Raw genomic sequence first — 18,034 nt, 5'->3', positions numbered from 1 at the left:
TATTCATAACGAAGGGCATCTATCGGGTTTAAGCGTGAGGCTTTAATAGCCGGCGCCAGACCAAATACCACGCCAATTAACGTGGTAAAGCCAATGGCCAGTAACACGGCCCACAATGGCACCAGTGCTTCGGGCATCGCCGGCATCATCAGGCCAATAAAACTGGCAACACCAGCGCCGAGTGCCAGGCCAATAATGCCGCCAAATAAGGATAGAACCAGCGCCTCGACCAGAAACTGGATCAGAATAAACTGCGGCGTAGCCCCCAGCGCCTTAACAATACCAATTTCGCGGGTACGCTCGGTAACGGATACCAGCATTATATTCATTACGCCAATGCCGCCAACCAGCAAGCTGATACTGACCACGCCGCCGGCGACCAGGGTAATGGTGCTGGTAATGGTATTGAACTGCTCTATCATGCGCTCCGCACTGACAAATTCAAACGGATCGGGATCATCGGCTGCTAATTTATAGTGCTGACGCAGCACGGCGCGCATTTGTTGCTGTATTTGTTTGGCATCGGCGCCGGGCGCCGGGCGAAACATCACATCAATATTTCGCGCCGCGCGCTCACCAGAGAGCGAGCGAATGGTACTGAACGGCGCAATAATATAATTATCCTGATCAAAACCAAACATACTGCCGCGGGTTTCAGCCACGCCTATGATCCGAAACCAGTCACCGGATAAATTAATAAACTCACCAACCGGGTTAGCGGGTAAATCAAGCTGTTTAATTAATGATGAGCCAATGAAAGCCACGCGGCGGCGCCGATCATCATCACTGCCGGATAAAAACCGGCCTGATTCCGGATATACCCGCACTACATTCTGATAACTGCTGTCGGTACCAATGATTTGAGATTGCGCAGTGTTGCGGCCATATTGCACCTGAGAGCCCATGCTAAATGCCTGCATACTGGCCGTCATATCTTCAACATTGCTTATCCGGCTTTTTAACAGCAGAAAATCATCATAATGCAGCCGGTTTTGCAGGCCGAGCATTTGCTGGTTTGTTGGGGTGTAGGCACGAAGCGTGATCATATCGCTACCTAAGTCATCCAGCTGACTGGTAATACTGTGACTAAGCCCCTGCATAATGGCAACCACGGTAATGACCGCGGCTACGCCGATAATAATACCCAGTGTGGTCAGAGCGCTGCGCAGGCCATGGGCCCGAATAGAGGCAAAGGCCGCTTTGGTTCCCTCAAAACCAGCATGGAGTAATTTAAGCATCGGCGGTTACTTCCTGTGGGTTTCGAAAATCCTGTTCCACTTCGCCGTCAACCAGCCGGATCACCCGCTGGCAATGGTCGGCAATATCCTGCTCGTGGGTTACCAGAATAATGGTATGACCTTCCTGATGCAGCTGGTCAAATAATTTCATAATGTCTTTGGTGGTTTTGCTGTCCAGGTTACCAGTGGGCTCATCACCCAGCAAAATGCGCGGCTTGGTCACCAGTGCCCTGGCAATAGCGACCCGCTGACGTTGCCCGCCGGACAACTGGTTAGGTAAATGTCCGGTTTTATCGCTAAGTCCAACCCGGCGTAATGCCTCTAATGCCAGCGTTTTACGCTCACTGTTTGCCATTAACCGGTAAATAAGCGGCTGCATAACATTGGCCAGCACGGTGGCACGAGGCAGCAGATTAAAACTTTGAAAAATAAAGCCTACGGCCTCATTACGAAGCTCGGCCAGTTCCGTTTCATTCATGGTAGAGACATCGCGACCGGCCAACTGGTAATCACCGCCACTTGGCGAATCTAAGCAACCGAGAATATTCATTAAGGTTGATTTACCGGAACCAGACGGCCCAATAATAGCGACATAGTCATTTTCGACAATGGCTAAATCAACCTGCTTTAATGCGTAAAATGTCTCATCAGCCATCTGATAACTTTTACTGACTTGACTAAGCTTTATAACGGCGTTGCTCATCTTAGTCTTCCTGCCGCTCTGTGTTTAGCCGTCGCCCTTCACTTAACCCCAGCATGGTGCGGGCAGGGCCAACGATGACTTCATCATCTATCTGCAGGCCGCTGACAATTTCCTGTGCGATATCCGTGGCCATGCCAAGAGTTACGGTTCGTTTTGTCGCAACGCCATCGGCCACTTTCCAGACAAAGTAATCATCACCTTTTTGGGTGTTTTGCTGAATAGCGGCAATCGGTACCTGCAGGCTGTGTTGCTTTTGTGACAAAATAATTTCAGCGCGGCAACTCATGCCGGGATACAGCGCAATATCTTCAGGTTGCAGCAAAACCTTAACCCGGAAGGACAAGCTCTGGCTTTGATTCATGTACCTTGCCGATGTGGCAATTTGGATAACCTCACCCTTAATGGCCTGATGCGGGTATGCGGCGGCATAAATTTCCGCTTGTTGTCCCAGGTGTACATTAGCAATATCGGCTTCATCTACCCGCAACTCCGCCAGAATGGCACTGGGATCGGCCAGAGTCATTAGCGGGCTGCCAATAATATTGGTGCTGCCTGCGATCACGGTCTCGCCCGGTTTAATATCCACCGTGGATAACAGGCCGGCAATGGGTGCCCGGTATACGGTTTTATTTAAGTTGTCTTCTGCCATCGCCAGGGTCGCCTGGCCTTGCTGCAATGCAGCCTGGCTGGCGCGCACGTTAATGTGGGCGATATCCAGCTGGCTTTGCAGGCTGTCGATGGTTTCCTGCTGAATAAGGCCATTGCTGTAAAGTTGCTGCTGGCGACTGAACTGCCGTTGCAAATCAGCCAATTGCGCTTTGGCCCGGGCAATATCGATTTGCTGGCTTTGCACCATGGCCCGGGTACGGTTAACGTCAGCAGCAAACGCGGTGTCATCCAGGCGCATCAGCACCTGACCTTTTTCGACTACATCACCTTCTGCCACTAACACTTCCAGTACCCGGCCGGTTACTTCAGAGCGGATCTGAATTTGGGTGTTAAACTCCAGATTACCTGATGCCAGTATACTGTCGGCCAGCGCACCCTCAGTAACCAGTGCCGTGGTAACACTGGTGGTTTGCTGTTGTTTGCGGTATTGGCTCAGGCCAATTAAGCCTGCCAGCACCACCACGATGACCAGCAGTATCAGCATTTTTTTCATCGGTAAATTCCGTTTATTCGATTCAGATAAACACGGCCCACAGGCCATAAATAACTAGCAGCGGCAGAAAACCGAGTAGGGTGCTTTTTGCAGCGCTATAACCACTCCAGCTATGCAGGCCTACCGCAAATAAACCGCTGATCCACAGAAAGATTAAGTTGAAATTCTCAGCCCAGGCATACCAGGCCTGACCCGGTTCCAGTCCCAGAACTAATTGATTAATCGACAAATAGTTAGCGGTAGTAAGCGGTAAATTTGGATCACTGCTGAGTAACACCAGCACAATTAATCCAAGCATATTAATAACCCCTGGCATGTTGCTCCAGATGGCCATGGCAAACCAGTCACCATATGGGCGTTTTTGACCAGGGTTGCCCACCAGCATTAAATACAACGCCATAATAGCCAGCATGATGGGCGTCATGACCAGCAGCGCGCCAACGGAAATAATACCTGTTTTATCAGCCATTTGTCCCATTACCGCGCGGCTTTGCTCTATTTCTGCCGGGGTCATGTTGTGGGCCGCCTGGGCAATTTGCTGCTCAACAATCCACTCTGGGCTCATACCGGAATAAAAGTACCAGATACCGATAGTGTTGACCGCAAGAATGATTAATAAAGGCAACCAGCTCCAGCCTTTTTTCTCGGGTAACACATTGAATACTTGCTTGGGTGCGACATAAATATCGACCAGCGCCTGACCAACATTTTTACTCATGAGTGCTCTCCATTGTCGTTGTTATAATTCATTTTTTTTGTCAGTAGTTTGCCACTGCATGCCACACCTATCAGACCAAACCAGGCGATCATTGACAAGCCGGCCGGGATATTAGCCAGGGCTATTTTCCCCAGATGCTGGCGATTAAAAAATATCGCAATATATGTTGGGACAAAATAGATAACTAAAAACAATGGTATAAACCAAAGTAAAAACCCGGCACTGCTTTGCTCGTAAAGGTGAAGCCACTCTGACGACTCAAACATATCATGCTCCTGCGTAACCACTAATAAATTAAATGTAACGATATTTTGCAAAGATTTAGCTAACTGTGAGAATACTAAAGTGAATTCACGTCAGGCAGGTTAAAAATATGATAAGCGGTTAATTGCGGTGATTTTCGGCAAGATGCACTATAACGTGGAGTGATGAAAGGCTCAGGCAGGGGGTTGGCTGCCAATAAATTGAAAGCGGGCCAGCTCTTCGCCGGCGATGGTGACATTTTCAGCGAACATAGTGGCCGGACGGGCCCACAAACCACTGTCGCCATAAAGCGGCCGGTATATGACCAGCCATTCTTCAGTTTCGCTATGCCTGGCCAGCTCAATAACCTGATAATAAGCGCCTTTGTAATGCTGATAATAACCGCGTGCTATATCGGGCTCAGGGCTGTTAACCTGCTCAGCGCTGTTATCTCGCTCAGGGCTGTTAACTCGCTCAGGGCTGTTGCTCATACCAACCTTCAAAAATAATTTGGGCCGACAGGCTATCTACTTTATCTTTCGCCAGTTTACGATAGCCGCCTTGTGCAAATAACCGGCTTCGGGCATCGGCGGTTGAGAGCCGTTCATCATGAAATTCCACAGCTAAACCAAAGCGGCCATGTAGCCGATTGGCAAATTTGCGGGTACGCACGGTAAAGTCCTGCTCGCTGCCGTCCATGTTAAGCGGCAGGCCCACCAGCAATAATTGCGGTTGCCAGTCGCTAATTAATTTCGCTACCTGATCCCAGTTAGGAATGCCGTCTTGTGCCTTAAGGGCACTAAGTAAGGTGGCGCTGCCGGTAAGCTCATTGCCTACCGCCACGCCGATGCTTTTGGTGCCGTAATCAAAACTGAGTACGGTTCTGTTACTGCTCATTATGCGTGGCCGGCCTCTGTGGTAAGTTGCCAGGTTTTAATACCCATCGTTGCTGTGGCAGATTGCCATTTTTCAGCATGGCTTAAATCAAAAATAATGGTGTTATCAGCCGGGATCACCAGCCAGCTATTGTCGCTGATTTCCTGTTCAAGCTGACCGGCTGTCCAACCGGCATAACCAAGGGCAAGTAAAAACTTCTCAGGTGCGGCCTTAGTAGTTAGGTCCATTAAAATGTCTTTTGAGGTGGTTACCATCAGGCCATTATTCAGCTCCAGGCTACTGTGGTAACCGCCTTTAGGGCTGTGTAACACAAAGCCGCGGTCGCTTTGCACCGGGCCTCCAGCGCATACTGCCCTGCGGGCAACTGCACTGTTGCCGTCAAACTCTATTTCTAATTGTTCCAATAATTCAGCCACGGTCACATTCAGCGGATGGTTAATTACAATTCCCATCGCGCCCTCTGCAGAATGTTCACAAATATAGGTGACACTGCGCTTAAACATCGGATCGTCCAGTGCAGGCATCGCAATAAGAAAATGATTCTGGAAATCTTGCATAACAACCTCACTTTTAAAGTTACATTATTATGGTTACAACATTCAGGTGACGGCCAGGCGTTGTTCGATGGCATCGAATAACATACCGGTAATACTGACCGGATAAGCCGCCTCGATTTCGCGAATACAGGTGGGACTGGTGACATTGATCTCTGTAAGCTTATCACCTATTACATCTAATCCCACAAAAATGAGTCCTTTTTCTTTCAGTACCGGCCCAAGCGCCCGGGCAATCGCCCAATCTGAATCTGATAACGGTCTTGCTTCTCCGCGGCCACCGGCTGCCAGGTTGCCGCGGGTTTCGCCACTGGCCGGAATTCGGGCCAGACAATAGGGTACCGGCTCGCCATCAATCACTAATATCCGTTTATCACCTTCTGATATTTTGGCGATATACTGTTGTGCCATCGCATAGCGGCTGCCATGCTCAGTCAGAGTTTCGATTATCACGCTGACATTGGCATCACCGGGTTTTAAACGAAATATGGACGCGCCGCCCATGCCGTCCAGTGGTTTAAGAATGACATCCTGCTCGGCCTGATAAAACGCTTTTAACCGGGCCGCATCACGGCTAACCAGGGTTTTTGGGGTGAACTGGCTGAACCAGACGGTATACAGTTTTTCATTGGCATCACGCAGGCTTTGCGGCTTATTAACGATTAAACTGCCCGCTTGCTCTGCCCGCTCCAAAATATAAGTGGCGTAAATATATTCGGTATCGAACGGCGGATCTTTGCGCATTAAAATAACGTTTAAATCTGCCAGGGCAATATCTTGCTGCTTGTTAAACTGATACCAGCTTCGATTGTCTTCACGTAAGGTTAGCGTTTTGGTTGTGGCCCGAGCTTCACCTTCCAGCAAATACAAATCGGCCATTTCCATGTAGTGAATTTCATAGCCGCGGTGCTGTGCTTCAAGCAACATAGCAAAGCTGGAATCTTTTTTAATGTTGATCTGGCTGATAGGGTCCATTACAACCCCCAATTTAATTGCTGTCATAGAAGCCTCAGGCGAGATCGCCAAATTGCAGTTGTAAGGCACTAATTGCCGTTAGTGCCGCTGTTTCCGTGCGTAACACTCTTGGTCCGAGCTGAATGCCGGTAAAGCCGGCCTGGCTGGTAGCAGTGATTTCATGGTCGGTAAAACCGCCTTCCGGGCCAATGACCAACCGGATATCCTGGCTGGCTGTTATGGTTTTAATGGTGGCGCTGGCCCACGGATCCAAGGTCAGGCGCAATGAATTTGTGTGCTGGGCCAGCCACAGGTCTAATGCAATGGCAGGATGAACCTGCGGCACCACGCTACGACCACTTTGCTCGCAGGCGCTTATCGCAATTTTTTGCCACTGCTCATTGCGTTTTGTCAGCCGCTCGCCGTCAAGTTTTACACCGCAGCGCTCGGTAAACAGTGGGGTAATTTCAGTGACTCCCAGCTCCACTGCTTTTTGAATCGCAAAATCCATCCGATCGCCGCGCGAAATAGCCTGGCCTAAATGAATACGCAGTGGTGACTCAACCGGGTTGCTGCTGGCATCAGTGATAGTCAAACTCACTTGTTTTTTACTTACATCAGTAATGCTAGCCGCATAATTATTACCGTCGCCGTTAAACAGCTGTAATTGCTGCTTCGGTTGCATTCGCAAAACCCGGCCGACGTGATTAGCGGCCTCATCATCGAGTTGTAACGTGGAATTAACTGTCAGGGCTTGCGGGGTATAAATTCTTGGGATGCGCATCCACAATACTCCAGCCTATAAAAGAATGTAATGGTAGCAGGGAAATAGGTTTTCCAAAATAAAAAACCGCTGCAATGGCAGCGGCTTTATAAAGTCCGGAATAACTGGATTACCGAACTGGCAGGTACTCATAGCTTGAATCAATACCAAGTGGAATACCCAATGCCCAGAAACCAAGCAGGAATGTCGTCCACAACACCAGCATAGCCACTGAGAATGGCAACATTAACGCCACCAGGGTGCCAATACCGCTGTTCTTAACATACTTCTGACAGAACACCACGATTAACGGGAAATAGGGTAGTAATGGGGTAATGATATTGGTTGATGAATCACCTACCCGGTAAGCTGCTTGGGTCAGATCAGGCGATATACCCAGTTCCATCAGCATCGGTACCATAATGGCACCAATTAAGGCCCATTTAGCCGATGCTGAACCGACCACTAAATTGACAAAGCCTGATAAAAACACAATACCAACTAGGGTCATCCCCAAGGGTAAGCCCATTTCTTTTAATGCATTGGCACCTTTTAATGCCATTAGTACACCCAGGTTAGACTGGCTGAATGCATATAAAAATAAAGCGCAGAAAAAAGCCATAACAATGTAGTAACCCATGCCGCTCATGGCATGGCTCATACCGGCAACGACATCTCGGTGGTTTTTAACCGTGCCTGAGACATAGCCATAGACAATACCCGGCACCAGGAAAAACACAAAAATAATGGTAACGATTGACTTCATCAATGGCGCGGCTGCTGTGAGCAATGGGTTTACGCCAGGTAATACGTCATCAGGCTTTGCCGCCCATGGCGTGTTTTCCGGTAACACGATGCTCAGTACTAAAAAACCGATAACGGCCAGCATTGAAATACCGGCGGCTTTTAAACCACGTGACTCGGCTGGCGTTAATGCATCCATTGTCACCATTTGTGAGGTATCACCGTCTACTTTCGTCGCTTTTAAACGTGGTTCAATCACTTTGTCGGTAAGAAACCAGCCGATAGCAACAATTAAAAAGGTTGATGCGGTGGTAAAGAAGTAGTTGTTAAGCGGATTTACAGTAACTGTTGGGTCCAGAATTTGCGCAGAAGCCTGGGTTAAACCAGCCAATAACGGATCTAAACTGGAGGGTACAAAAAAGGTAGCGGAAAAGCCGCCGGAAACACCAGCAAAGGCTGCTGCAATACCGGCTAATGGATGGCGGCCTGCTGCATAGAAAATAACGGCACCAAGAGGTACAACTAATACATAGCCAGCATCAACCGCCACATGACTTAATATACCCACTGCAACCAGAACAGGTGTGAGCAACATTCTGGGAGTAACCGATAAAATCGAGCGTAAACCCGCATTTATAAAGCCGGTATATTCGGCAACACCTAAACCTAACATGGCTACAAGCACTACGCCCAACGGCGGGAACGTCACAAAAGTATTGACGATATTTGATGAAAAGTTAGTTAGTGCTTCGCCAGACAATAAGTTTACAATTTGAATGGCTTCACCGGTGCGTGGGTTAAGTTCGTCAAAGCTGACACCAGAGAGTAGCCACGATAGTACCCAGACAATAACCATTAATAAGGCAAATAACACTGCAGGATCGGGTAATTTATTGCCGACCACCTCTATGGTGTTAAGCGCACGATTCATCCAGCCGTTGTTTTCTACGGCGGTCGTTTGTTCAGACATAGTGTTTCCTTTGACCTTTTATCTTTCTTATCTTTTTATTTGTTAGCTGCCAACGCGGGCAACTTAACCCCGGAAGGTAAAACGCCTTTATCATACACAAAACACTGGAGCAGGTAAGTGGAAAATAAGCTGAAGTGCCAATTTAAAAAGAAAAAGAGAGCCGAAGCTCTCTTTTATCCCGTCGTCTTACAACAACTATTTAGCGTACTGGCGCAGCAAATCGGCTTTATCGGTTTGCTCCCATGGGAACTCGTTGCGGCCAAAGTGACCGTAGGCGGCGGTAGCGCCGTAAATGGGCCGCTCCAGATCCAGCATTTCAATCAGGCCATATGGGCGCAGGTCAAAGTGCTCGCGTACCAGTTTAATTAACTGCTCTTCTGTCAGCTTGCTGGTACCAAAGGTTTCCAGACTGATAGAGGTGGGTTCGGCAACACCAATGGCATAAGATACCTGAAGCTCACAACGATCGGCCAGACCGGCAGCCACAATGTTTTTGGCAACATAGCGTGCGGCATAAGCAGCTGAGCGGTCAACTTTTGACGGATCTTTACCCGAGAAAGCCCCACCACCGTGACGCGCCATGCCGCCGTAGGTATCAACGATAATCTTACGGCCGGTTAAACCACAGTCGCCCATCGGGCCGCCAATTACAAAACGACCAGTTGGGTTTATAAAATACTTGGTGCTTTTGGTTAACCATTCTGCGGGCAGTACCGGCTTAATGATGGTTTCCATGACCGCTTCACGCAAATTTTCAGTGCTGATGGTGTCACAGTGCTGGGTGGATAACACCACCGCGTCGATACCTACCGGCTTGCCATCTTCGTAAATAAAGCTTAACTGAGATTTTGCATCTGGGCGTAACCAGGGCAGAGTACCGTCCTTGCGCACCTGAGCCTGGCGCTGAACCAAACGGTGAGCATAAGTAACCGGGGCAGGCATTAACACGTCGGTCTCATTGCTGGCATAACCAAACATTAAACCCTGGTCACCGGCGCCTTGTTCCCGAGGGTCGGTTTTATCAACACCCTGATTAATATCTGGCGATTGTTTGCCAATGGCATTGAGTACTGCACATGAATCTGCGTCAAACCCCATGTCAGAATGGGTGTAGCCAATTTCACGGACTGTTTTACGGGTAAGCTCTTCAATATCCACCCAGGCGGTAGTGGTTATTTCACCACCAACCAGAACCATGCCGGTTTTAACAAAGGTTTCGCAGGCGACACGGGCTTTCGGGTCTTGTTCTAAAATTGCATCTAATACTGCATCGGAGATTTGATCGGCGATTTTGTCCGGATGTCCTTCAGATACCGACTCAGAAGTAAAAATATGTTGTGCCATCTGTTGTGTTCCACCAAAGTTGGTTAATTCATCACGCTGGGGCAGTAGTGCTGGGTAATCAGCGCTGTCAGATAAGCCGAAAAAGTAAGGCTTATTGTTACCACCAGAAAAATAGCCGCTTATTTTAGTTAAACAGGTCGGCCTTGGCTAGTAATATTTGACGCCCAGACGTCTTTAATGCCAAAGTTTACGGTAAAGTTAACAGACCGATCACTTGCAACAGGAAAATATTGGTTGTCATGGATTATCATTTGCCATCTGGGCGACAGTAAGTGAAAATAAGGCCCAAGTTTTATGCCTTCCCCAATAAAGCCACTAGCAGGAGCTACAATGCCATCTCGTAAACAACTCGCCAATGCCATCCGCGCTTTAAGTATGGATGCGGTTCAAAAAGCAAAATCAGGCCACCCTGGTGCCCCCATGGGCATGGCAGATATTGCTGAGGTGCTCTGGCGGGATTACCTGAAGCATAACCCGGCTAACCCGGCATGGGCCGACCGAGACCGTTTTATCTTATCTAACGGCCACGGTTCTATGCTGCTGTACTCCTTGTTGCATCTTAGCGGCTATGACTTAACCATTGATGACTTAAAGCAATTCCGCCAGTTGCACTCCAGAACACCAGGCCACCCGGAATATGGTTATGCGCCGGGTGTCGAAACCACTACCGGTCCGCTGGGCCAGGGGCTGACAAATGCCGTGGGCATGGCGCTGGCTGAAAAAGCCCTGGCCGCTCAGTTTAACCAGCCGGAGTTTGCGGTAGTTGATCATCACACCTACGTATTTTTAGGCGATGGCTGCTTGATGGAAGGTATATCCCATGAAGCCTGTTCCATTGCCGGTACCTTAGGCCTGAACAAACTTATCGCCTTTTGGGATGACAATGGCATTTCAATTGATGGACATGTTGAAGGGTGGTTTACTGACGATACTCCAGCTCGTTTCGCTGCTTATGGCTGGCATGTTATTGCCAATGTTGACGGTCATAATAGTGATGCAGTAAAAGCTGCCATCGCTGAGGCCCGGGCTCAAAGCGATAAACCCACCTTGATTTGCTGTAAAACCGTCATTGGTTATGGCTCACCGAATAAAGGTGGCAGCCATGATTGTCATGGCGCACCGCTTGGCGATGCTGAAATAGCCGCATCTCGTGATTATTTGCAGTGGCCACATGCGCCGTTTGAGATCCCGGCTGATATATATGAAGAGTGGGATGCTAATACCAAGGGTGCAGCAGCAGAGCAGCGATGGAATACCTTGTTTGCTGCTTATCAGCAGGCGCATCCGCAGCTGGCGGCTGAGTTTAGCCGGCGCACTGCCGGTGAGCTGCCTGCCAACTGGGCCGAACAATCACAAGCCTATATTGAAAAATTACAAGCCAACCCTGCTACCATTGCCAGTCGTAAAGCATCGCAAAACGCCTTAAATGCGTTTGGCCCGTTACTGCCAGAAATGATGGGGGGCTCAGCTGATTTAGCCGGCTCTAATTTAACCATTTGGTCGGGTTCTAAACCACTGACTGCTGCTGATGCCAGCGGCAACTATATTTATTATGGGGTGCGTGAGTTTGGCATGTCGGCCATGATGAATGGCATTGCGTTGCACGGTGGTTTTGTGCCGTACGGCGCCACTTTTTTAATGTTTATGGAATATGCCCGTAATGCGGTGCGGATGGCTGCGTTAATGAAGCAGCGGGTGATCTTTGTGTATACCCACGACTCAATAGGTCTGGGAGAAGATGGCCCAACGCACCAGCCGGTAGAGCAACTTATCAGCTTGCGCGCCACGCCAAATCTGATGAACTGGCGCCCTTGCGACCAGGTAGAATCGGCGGTAGCCTGGCAGGCAGCCATCGAGCGTACCGATGGCCCTACCACCTTGATTTTCAGCCGGCAAAATCTGGTGCAGCAAGCACGCGATGCGACAGCCGTTAGCAATATCAGGCGCGGCGGTTATGTGCTACTGGACAGCAAACAAAGCCCGGAATTGATTATTATCGCCACCGGCTCCGAGGTTGAACTGGCGGTGCAAGCTGCCAAACACCTGAATGAGCAGGGCAGGCAGGTGCGGGTGGTATCTATGCCCTCTACTGATGTGTTTGACGCTCAGGATGCAGCCTATCGCGAGGCGGTATTGCCAGCTACTGTAACCAAACGTATTGCGGTAGAGGCGGGTATTGTCGATAGCTGGTATAAATATGTCGGTTTAGCGGGTGATGTTATCGGCATGACCAGCTTTGGAGAGTCTGCGCCAGCCGAGGAGTTGTTTAAGCATTTTGGTATTACCGTCGACGCGATTATTCAGGCCGCAACCAAACAGCTTAATGGTTAACCGTTAGCATTAATTCGATTCCGGGGCCGCATTGCGGTCCCACTTTTATGTGGTGATATGGCAATTAAACTGGCAATTAATGGCTTCGGCCGGATTGGCCGCAATATTTTGCGGGCTATTTATGAAAACGGTTGGCAACAGCAGCTGCAAGTTGTTGCTATTAACGAGCTGGCGGATGCTAAAGGCGTAGCGCACCTGTTGAAGTATGATACGTCGCATGGTCGCTTTGGCAGCAAAGTAGAATCATTCTGTGGCGGGATCCGGGTCGCAGGCGATGAGATCAACTTATATAGCGAAGCCGATCCGCTGGAATTGCCCTGGGCGGAACTGGATGTTGATATTGTACTGGAATGCACCGGGGTGTTTCATAGCCGGGAGCATGCCAGCTGGCATTTAACCGCCGGTGCGAAAAAGGTGCTGTTTTCTCATCCGGCGGATGCCGATATTGATGCCACAATTATTTATGGCATTAATCAGCATTTGCTCAACCGGGAAATGACCGTTATCTCTGCCGGTTCTTGTACCACCAATTGTATTGTGCCGGTGATCCAGGTGCTGGACCAGCATTTTGGGGTAGAAAGCGGCACTATTACCACCATTCACGCTTCTATGCATGATCAGCAGGTTATTGATGCTTATCATCCTGATTTACGCCGTACCCGGGCCGCCAGTCAATCGATTATTCCGGTTGATACCAAGCTGGCCCTGGGGATAGAACGCATTTTGCCAAAATTTGCCGGCAGGTTTGAAGCGATCGCTGTACGGGTGCCCACAGTGAATGTAACGGCCATGGACTTAAGTGTTACCCTACACCAGAATGTTAGCATTGAGCGGGTAAATGAAGTATTGCAACAAGCGGGTCAGGCCAGCTTGCAGGGTATTCTCGATTATACTGAAGAACCTTTGGTATCAGTCGACTTTAATCACAACCCGCATTCCTGCATTGTCGATGGCTCCCAGACCCGGGTAAGCCATAAACGCCTGGTGAAATGCCTGGTGTGGTGTGATAACGAGTGGGGTTTTGCAAACAGGATGCTCGATACAGCGCGGGCTATGCTGCAACAAATTTAAAGACAAGGAGCGAAATATGAGCGTTATTCGGATGAGCGATCTGGATTTAGCAGGAAAGCGGGTATTAATTCGGGAAGACTTAAATGTACCGGTAAAAGACGGCAAAGTTACCTCCGACGCTCGTCTGAGAGCCGCAATTCCTACGTTAAAACTTGCCCTTGATCAAGGTGCCCGCGTGATGGTGATGTCCCATCTGGGACGGCCGGAAGAGGGCGTGTTTACCAAAGAGGCGTCGTTGCAGCCTGTTGTGGATTATCTGGCAGAAGCGTTACAAGTACCGGTTAAATTAGCCAGTGACTATTTGCAGGGGGTTGAAGCAAACACCGCTGAAGTAGTGGTATTTGAAAATGTTCGTTTTAACGTCGGCGAAGGAAAAAATGAAGACCAGCTGGCCAAACAACTGGCTGCATTATGTGATGTGTTTGTGATGGACGCTTTTGGCACCGCTCACCGGGCACAAGCTTCTACCCATGGTGTGGCCAAGTTTGCGCCGGTTGCCTGTGCCGGCCCGCTGCTGGTGGCAGAACTTGATGCATTGGCCGCTGCGCTTAAAAATCCGAAACGACCGCTGGTCGCCATTGTTGGTGGCTCAAAAGTATCGACTAAACTGACGGTGCTGGAATCCCTGTCAGGTCTGGTTGATCAGCTAATTGTTGGCGGCGGTATTGCCAATACTTTTATTGCTGCAGAGGGTAACAACGTAGGTAAGTCGTTGTATGAGCCAGATTTAATTCCTGAAGCAAAGCGTCTGATTGAACAAGCCAAAGCACGGGGTGCTATTATACCTGTACCCACCGATGTTGTGGTGGGTCAAGAATTCAGTGAGCAAACTCCTGCCCGTTTAACGATGGCAGCCGATGTGGCCAGTACCGAAATGATCTTTGATATTGGCCCGGCAACCATCGATAAACTGACTGAGATAATAAAAAAAGCCGGGACTATTGTCTGGAACGGCCCGGTAGGTGTGTTTGAATTCGATCAGTTTGCAGCCGGCACTAAAGCACTGGCAGAAGCAATTGCGCAAAGTGACGCATTTTCAATTGCTGGTGGCGGTGATACGCTGGCGGCTATTGATAAATATGGTATTGCCGATGATGTTTCTTATATTTCGACTGGCGGCGGTGCATTTTTAGAGTTTCTGGAAGGCAAAACCTTACCTGCCGTAGCGATACTGGAGCAACGCGCCATCGAAAATCAGTAGCACAAAAGTATTTAAGACAATGCCATTTAAAGCAATGTCATTAAAAATTCATAATAAAATAAGCAAGACGTTTTACCTACACTACGATTATAAAATACAAACTGTACCTTAGTATAAAAGAGAGGCTTTCATGGCACTGATATCATTACGGCAAATGCTCGATCACGCCGCCGAAATAGGCTACGGCATTCCGGCATTTAACGTAAACAACCTGGAACAAATGCGAGCCATTATGCTGGCCGCTGATAAAACGGACAGCCCGGTGATTGTGCAAGCTTCAGCTGGCGCACGCAAATATGCGGGAGCCCCGTTTCTGCGGCATCTGATTTTAGCTGCGGTGGAAGAGTTTCCGCATGTGCCGGTGGTCATGCATCAGGATCACGGCACTTCACTGGCAGTGTGCCAGCGTTCAATTCAACTTGGATTCTCATCGGTAATGATGGATGGTTCATTAGGTGAAGATGGTAAAACACCTATGGATTATGCCTACAACGTAAATGTAACGCGCAAGGTTGTTGAAATAGCGCACGCCTGTGGCGTATCGGTTGAGGGTGAGTTAGGTTGCCTTGGCTCACTGGAAACCGGTGAAGCGGGAGAAGAAGACGGTATTGGTGCCGATTGCGTGCTGACTCACGACCAGATGCTGACCGATCCGGAAGAGGCGGCCCAGTTTGTGCGCGAAACTCAAGTCGATGCGCTGGCGATTGCCTGTGGCACATCGCACGGTGCTTATAAATTCAGCCGGCCACCAACGGATGATATTCTGGCCATTGACCGGATTAAAGCTATCCATCAAAGGATCCCGGATACTCATCTGGTAATGCATGGTTCTTCATCCGTGCCGCAAGACTGGCTGGAAGTGATCAATGAGTACGGTGGAAAAATCCCGGAAACTTATGGCGTACCGGTAGCTCAAATACAACAGGGTATTAAGTTTGGGGTACGTAAAATTAACATCGATACCGATTTAAGGTTGGCATCGACCGGCGCTATCCGCCGTTATCTGGCGCAACATCCGGCGGAGTTTGACCCGCGAAAATATTTACAGGCGTCGGTAAAAGCAATGGCAGATATCTGTATTGCGCGCTACGAAGCCTTCGGTTGTGCCGGAAATGGTAGTAAAATTAAAGCATTGTCACTTGATGCTATGGTTGAACTGTATGCGTCCGGTAAATTGACACCGAATATAAAATAAGCAATAAATTTAATGTTTCATTAAATTTTCAGAAAGACCGATTTAATGAGGCATAAAATGGGTGATAAACCGGCCGGATCATCGTGGTAAACATAAGGTTCAGGCAGCTGCATGCTGTTGACAACCTGCGTTTTAACTGCAATGATGCGGACGGTTTACCCTCTAACCGAGGGCTTATTGTATCTGAATTTTGTATCTGAATTTCAGCATAAGCTCTTACACTAATCAGGTTACGTTAATCAGCAATAATTGGTTGGGAACTATGTTTAACAAAAAAATTCAAAAGAGTCTTGTTGCCTCAGCACTGGCTGGCAGCTTAGCTTTTGCCGGCTCAGCCGCTGCAACAGACTTAAAAGATCTTCACCAGGCGAATAGCCAGATCCAACGTGCGGCTTTGCAGTCTCAGGAAAAAATAAACACCATATACGAGCAAACTCAGGAGTTATTGGGTGAGTACCGTGTGGTTGTAGTGCAAACCGAAAACTTAAAAGTTTACAACGACTTTTTGCAAACGCTGGTTAACGACCAACAGCGCCAGATTAACTCTCTGCAACGTCAGATGGATGATCTTGAAAATACTAACAAAGGCACCGTGCCGCTGATGTTCCGGATGATCGACGCGTTAGAGCAGTTTGTAAACGCCGATATTCCGCTGCGTACTGAGCGCCGTCTGGAGCGCGTTGAGAAGCTTCGTGAATTGATGGAACGTTCAGATGTACAGCGTTCAGAGCAGTACCGTCAAATTCTGGAAGCTTACAGCATTGAAATGGGCTACGGCTCTGAAATGGCTGCTTTCCAGGGCACTCTGAATTATGAAGGCCAGGATATTACCGTTGATTATTTAAGTGTTGGCCGCCTTGCTTTGGCCGCGCAGTCTCTGGACGGCAAAGCAGCTTGGGCTTACAACAAAGAAACAAAAAGCTGGGAAAAGCTACCTGATTCATACATGAATTCAATCACCAACCTTATCAAGATGTCGCGTCGTGAAGCGACCCCTGATATGGACCGTGTACCACTTTTCGCAGCGGAGTAAGAATAAATGAGAAAGGCTATTAAAACTTTAGTTGTTGCTGCTGCCGTAACATTATCGGCATCTGTAGCATTTAACGCTGCAGCAAACACTGCTCAGCTTGATCAGCTTTTAGAGCAGATTAAAAAAGAACGTGCTGTTGAAGGCCGGATGAACCAGGAACGTGAACGTGCTTTCCTGGCCGAGCGTGCTGATAAGCAAGCGTTATTAAACACTGCTAAAAAGCAGTTTGCTGATGAAGAAACCCGTGGTAAACGTCTGGCTAAAGCATACTCTGACAATGACATCTTAATCGCGCAGAAAATCCAGGAGCTGGAAAGTGCTCAGGGTACTATGGGTGAAGTATTTGGTGTAGTTCGTCAGGCAGCTAACCAGACAATCGGTGTTATCACCAGTTCTCTGATCAGCGCACAGTATCCTGGTCGTGAAGAGCCACTGCGCGCAATCGCTGCGGCCACTGAACTACCAACACTGAGCCAGATGGAAGATCTGTGGGTTGCCATGCTGACTGAAATGACTGAATCAGCCAAAACATCAAAGTTTGACGCTGAAGTGGTTATGTTAGATGGCGGCAGCTCAACTGAGCGGGTAACCCGGTTTGGTTCTTTCCACCTGACCACAGATACCGAATATCTGATCCGTAACGTAGATACTGACCAAATCCAGCCACTGGGTCGTCAACCACAGTCAAAAATTCATGACTCTGTTGCTGAATACCACAACACCCCTAAAGGTGAGTTAGCAGGTTTATATGTTGACCCTACTAAAGGCAACAGCTTACTGCGCTTAAACCAGCAACGCAGCACTTTGATGGAATACTACCACCAGGGTGGCACCGTCGGTTACCTGATCACGGTATTACTGTTTATCGGTTTACTGATTGCACTTGAGCGCTTCCTGGTATTAACCGTGGTTG

General features: G+C 48.8%; 18 protein-coding genes. 6 read left to right on the top strand and 12 right to left on the bottom strand.

Annotation, left to right across the window (positions count from 1 at the left end; genetic code table 11):
• From ABY802_RS11975 to metK, 12 genes are all read right to left on the bottom strand, one after another.
• The coding region (locus ABY802_RS11975; RefSeq protein WP_372627362.1) for an ABC transporter permease at window positions 1-1,238 on the bottom strand (1,238 nt) is incomplete at its 3' end.
• Window positions 1,231-1,941: an ABC transporter ATP-binding protein gene (locus tag ABY802_RS11970; protein ID WP_372627360.1), complete on the bottom strand. Its 711-nt coding sequence runs from the start codon at window positions 1,939-1,941 to the stop codon at window positions 1,231-1,233. The genes ABY802_RS11970 and ABY802_RS11975, both read right to left, overlap by 8 nt.
• 1 nt (window position 1,942) lies before the next feature.
• Window positions 1,943-3,103 (bottom strand): efflux RND transporter periplasmic adaptor subunit, encoded by a 1,161-nt coding sequence (locus tag ABY802_RS11965; RefSeq protein WP_372627358.1) that lies wholly within the window; start codon window positions 3,101-3,103, stop codon window positions 1,943-1,945.
• Between the two features lie 22 nt (window positions 3,104-3,125).
• A complete protein-coding gene (locus ABY802_RS11960) occupies window positions 3,126-3,821 on the bottom strand; it encodes a YIP1 family protein (RefSeq protein ID WP_372627356.1) in 696 nt (231 codons plus the stop codon).
• Window positions 3,818-4,087: a superinfection immunity protein gene (locus tag ABY802_RS11955; RefSeq protein ID WP_372627354.1), complete on the bottom strand. Its 270-nt coding sequence runs from the start codon at window positions 4,085-4,087 to the stop codon at window positions 3,818-3,820. The genes ABY802_RS11960 and ABY802_RS11955 overlap by 4 nt, the downstream gene beginning before the upstream one ends.
• Before the next feature lie 171 nt (window positions 4,088-4,258).
• The gene (locus ABY802_RS11950; RefSeq protein WP_372627352.1) at window positions 4,259-4,555 is read right to left on the bottom strand and encodes a DUF1653 domain-containing protein; all 297 of its coding nucleotides are present in this window, start codon (window positions 4,553-4,555) and stop codon (window positions 4,259-4,261) included.
• On the bottom strand, window positions 4,539-4,961 hold the full coding sequence (gene ruvX, locus ABY802_RS11945; RefSeq protein WP_372627350.1) for a Holliday junction resolvase RuvX: 423 nt from the start codon (window positions 4,959-4,961) through the stop codon (window positions 4,539-4,541). The genes ABY802_RS11950 and ruvX overlap by 17 nt, the downstream gene beginning before the upstream one ends.
• The gene (locus tag ABY802_RS11940) at window positions 4,961-5,518 is read right to left on the bottom strand and encodes a YqgE/AlgH family protein (protein ID WP_372627349.1); all 558 of its coding nucleotides are present in this window, start codon (window positions 5,516-5,518) and stop codon (window positions 4,961-4,963) included. Before ABY802_RS11940 ends, ruvX begins: the two co-directional genes overlap by 1 nt.
• Before the next feature lie 42 nt (window positions 5,519-5,560).
• A complete protein-coding gene (gene gshB, locus ABY802_RS11935; protein ID WP_372627347.1) occupies window positions 5,561-6,517 on the bottom strand; it encodes a glutathione synthase in 957 nt (318 codons plus the stop codon).
• Between the two features lie 7 nt (window positions 6,518-6,524).
• Window positions 6,525-7,253: a 16S rRNA (uracil(1498)-N(3))-methyltransferase gene (rsmE, locus tag ABY802_RS11930; protein WP_372627345.1), complete on the bottom strand. Its 729-nt coding sequence runs from the start codon at window positions 7,251-7,253 to the stop codon at window positions 6,525-6,527.
• 109 nt (window positions 7,254-7,362) lie between these two features.
• A complete protein-coding gene (locus ABY802_RS11925; protein WP_372627343.1) occupies window positions 7,363-8,946 on the bottom strand; it encodes an AbgT family transporter in 1,584 nt (527 codons plus the stop codon).
• Between the two features lie 195 nt (window positions 8,947-9,141).
• Window positions 9,142-10,290: a methionine adenosyltransferase gene (metK, locus tag ABY802_RS11920; RefSeq protein WP_372627341.1), complete on the bottom strand. Its 1,149-nt coding sequence runs from the start codon at window positions 10,288-10,290 to the stop codon at window positions 9,142-9,144.
• Window positions 10,291-10,620: 330 nt separating this feature from the next.
• On the opposite strand from metK, the gene tkt reads away from it, so the two are divergent.
• The 6 genes from tkt to ABY802_RS11890 form a co-directional block, all read left to right on the top strand.
• Window positions 10,621-12,621, top strand: a complete 2,001-nt coding sequence (tkt, locus tag ABY802_RS11915; protein ID WP_372627339.1) for a transketolase — start codon at window positions 10,621-10,623, stop codon at window positions 12,619-12,621.
• Between the two features lie 57 nt (window positions 12,622-12,678).
• Entirely contained in the window at window positions 12,679-13,692 is a 1,014-nt protein-coding gene (epd, locus tag ABY802_RS11910) for an erythrose-4-phosphate dehydrogenase (protein ID WP_372627337.1), read from the top strand.
• Between the two features lie 16 nt (window positions 13,693-13,708).
• Window positions 13,709-14,893: a phosphoglycerate kinase gene (locus ABY802_RS11905; RefSeq protein WP_372627335.1), complete on the top strand. Its 1,185-nt coding sequence runs from the start codon at window positions 13,709-13,711 to the stop codon at window positions 14,891-14,893.
• Between the two features lie 130 nt (window positions 14,894-15,023).
• On the top strand, window positions 15,024-16,088 hold the full coding sequence (fba, locus tag ABY802_RS11900) for a class II fructose-bisphosphate aldolase (RefSeq protein ID WP_372627333.1): 1,065 nt from the start codon (window positions 15,024-15,026) through the stop codon (window positions 16,086-16,088).
• A 262-nt stretch (window positions 16,089-16,350) separates the two neighbouring features.
• Window positions 16,351-17,121 (top strand): DUF3450 domain-containing protein, encoded by a 771-nt coding sequence (locus ABY802_RS11895; protein WP_372627331.1) that lies wholly within the window; start codon window positions 16,351-16,353, stop codon window positions 17,119-17,121.
• A gap of 6 nt (window positions 17,122-17,127) precedes the next feature.
• Window positions 17,128-18,034: MotA/TolQ/ExbB proton channel family protein (locus ABY802_RS11890; RefSeq protein ID WP_372627329.1), on the top strand; the 907-nt coding region annotated here is incomplete at its 3' end.

Origin of the sequence: Arsukibacterium sp., assembly GCF_041616895.1 — a bacterium.
Lineage (GTDB): Bacteria > Pseudomonadota > Gammaproteobacteria > Enterobacterales > Alteromonadaceae > Alishewanella.
Note: the sequence above shows the minus strand (reverse complement) of the source record. Positions and strands in the feature narration are given on the sequence as shown.

Excerpts from the sequence above, each read along its gene's own strand:
- ABY802_RS11955 (WP_372627354.1), bottom strand. The coding sequence starts at position 4,087 with ATGTTTGAGTCGTCAGAGTGGCTTCACCTTTACGAGCAAAGCAGTGCC.
- tkt (WP_372627339.1), top strand. The coding sequence starts at position 10,621 with ATGCCATCTCGTAAACAACTCGCCAATGCCATCCGCGCTTTAAGTATG.
- ABY802_RS11905 (WP_372627335.1), top strand. The coding sequence starts at position 13,709 with ATGAGCGTTATTCGGATGAGCGATCTGGATTTAGCAGGAAAGCGGGTA.
- ABY802_RS11965 (WP_372627358.1), bottom strand. The coding sequence starts at position 3,103 with ATGAAAAAAATGCTGATACTGCTGGTCATCGTGGTGGTGCTGGCAGGC.
- ABY802_RS11895 (WP_372627331.1), top strand. The coding sequence starts at position 16,351 with ATGTTTAACAAAAAAATTCAAAAGAGTCTTGTTGCCTCAGCACTGGCT.
- ABY802_RS11960 (WP_372627356.1), bottom strand. The coding sequence starts at position 3,821 with ATGAGTAAAAATGTTGGTCAGGCGCTGGTCGATATTTATGTCGCACCC.
- ruvX (WP_372627350.1), bottom strand. The coding sequence starts at position 4,961 with ATGAGCAGTAACAGAACCGTACTCAGTTTTGATTACGGCACCAAAAGC.
- metK (WP_372627341.1), bottom strand. The coding sequence starts at position 10,290 with ATGGCACAACATATTTTTACTTCTGAGTCGGTATCTGAAGGACATCCG.
- ABY802_RS11925 (WP_372627343.1), bottom strand. The coding sequence starts at position 8,946 with ATGTCTGAACAAACGACCGCCGTAGAAAACAACGGCTGGATGAATCGT.
- gshB (WP_372627347.1), bottom strand. The coding sequence starts at position 6,517 with ATGACAGCAATTAAATTGGGGGTTGTAATGGACCCTATCAGCCAGATC.
- ABY802_RS11950 (WP_372627352.1), bottom strand. The coding sequence starts at position 4,555 with ATGAGCAACAGCCCTGAGCGAGTTAACAGCCCTGAGCGAGATAACAGC.
- rsmE (WP_372627345.1), bottom strand. The coding sequence starts at position 7,253 with ATGCGCATCCCAAGAATTTATACCCCGCAAGCCCTGACAGTTAATTCC.
- ABY802_RS11970 (WP_372627360.1), bottom strand. The coding sequence starts at position 1,941 with ATGAGCAACGCCGTTATAAAGCTTAGTCAAGTCAGTAAAAGTTATCAG.
- fba (WP_372627333.1), top strand. The coding sequence starts at position 15,024 with ATGGCACTGATATCATTACGGCAAATGCTCGATCACGCCGCCGAAATA.
- epd (WP_372627337.1), top strand. The coding sequence starts at position 12,679 with ATGGCAATTAAACTGGCAATTAATGGCTTCGGCCGGATTGGCCGCAAT.
- ABY802_RS11940 (WP_372627349.1), bottom strand. The coding sequence starts at position 5,518 with ATGCAAGATTTCCAGAATCATTTTCTTATTGCGATGCCTGCACTGGAC.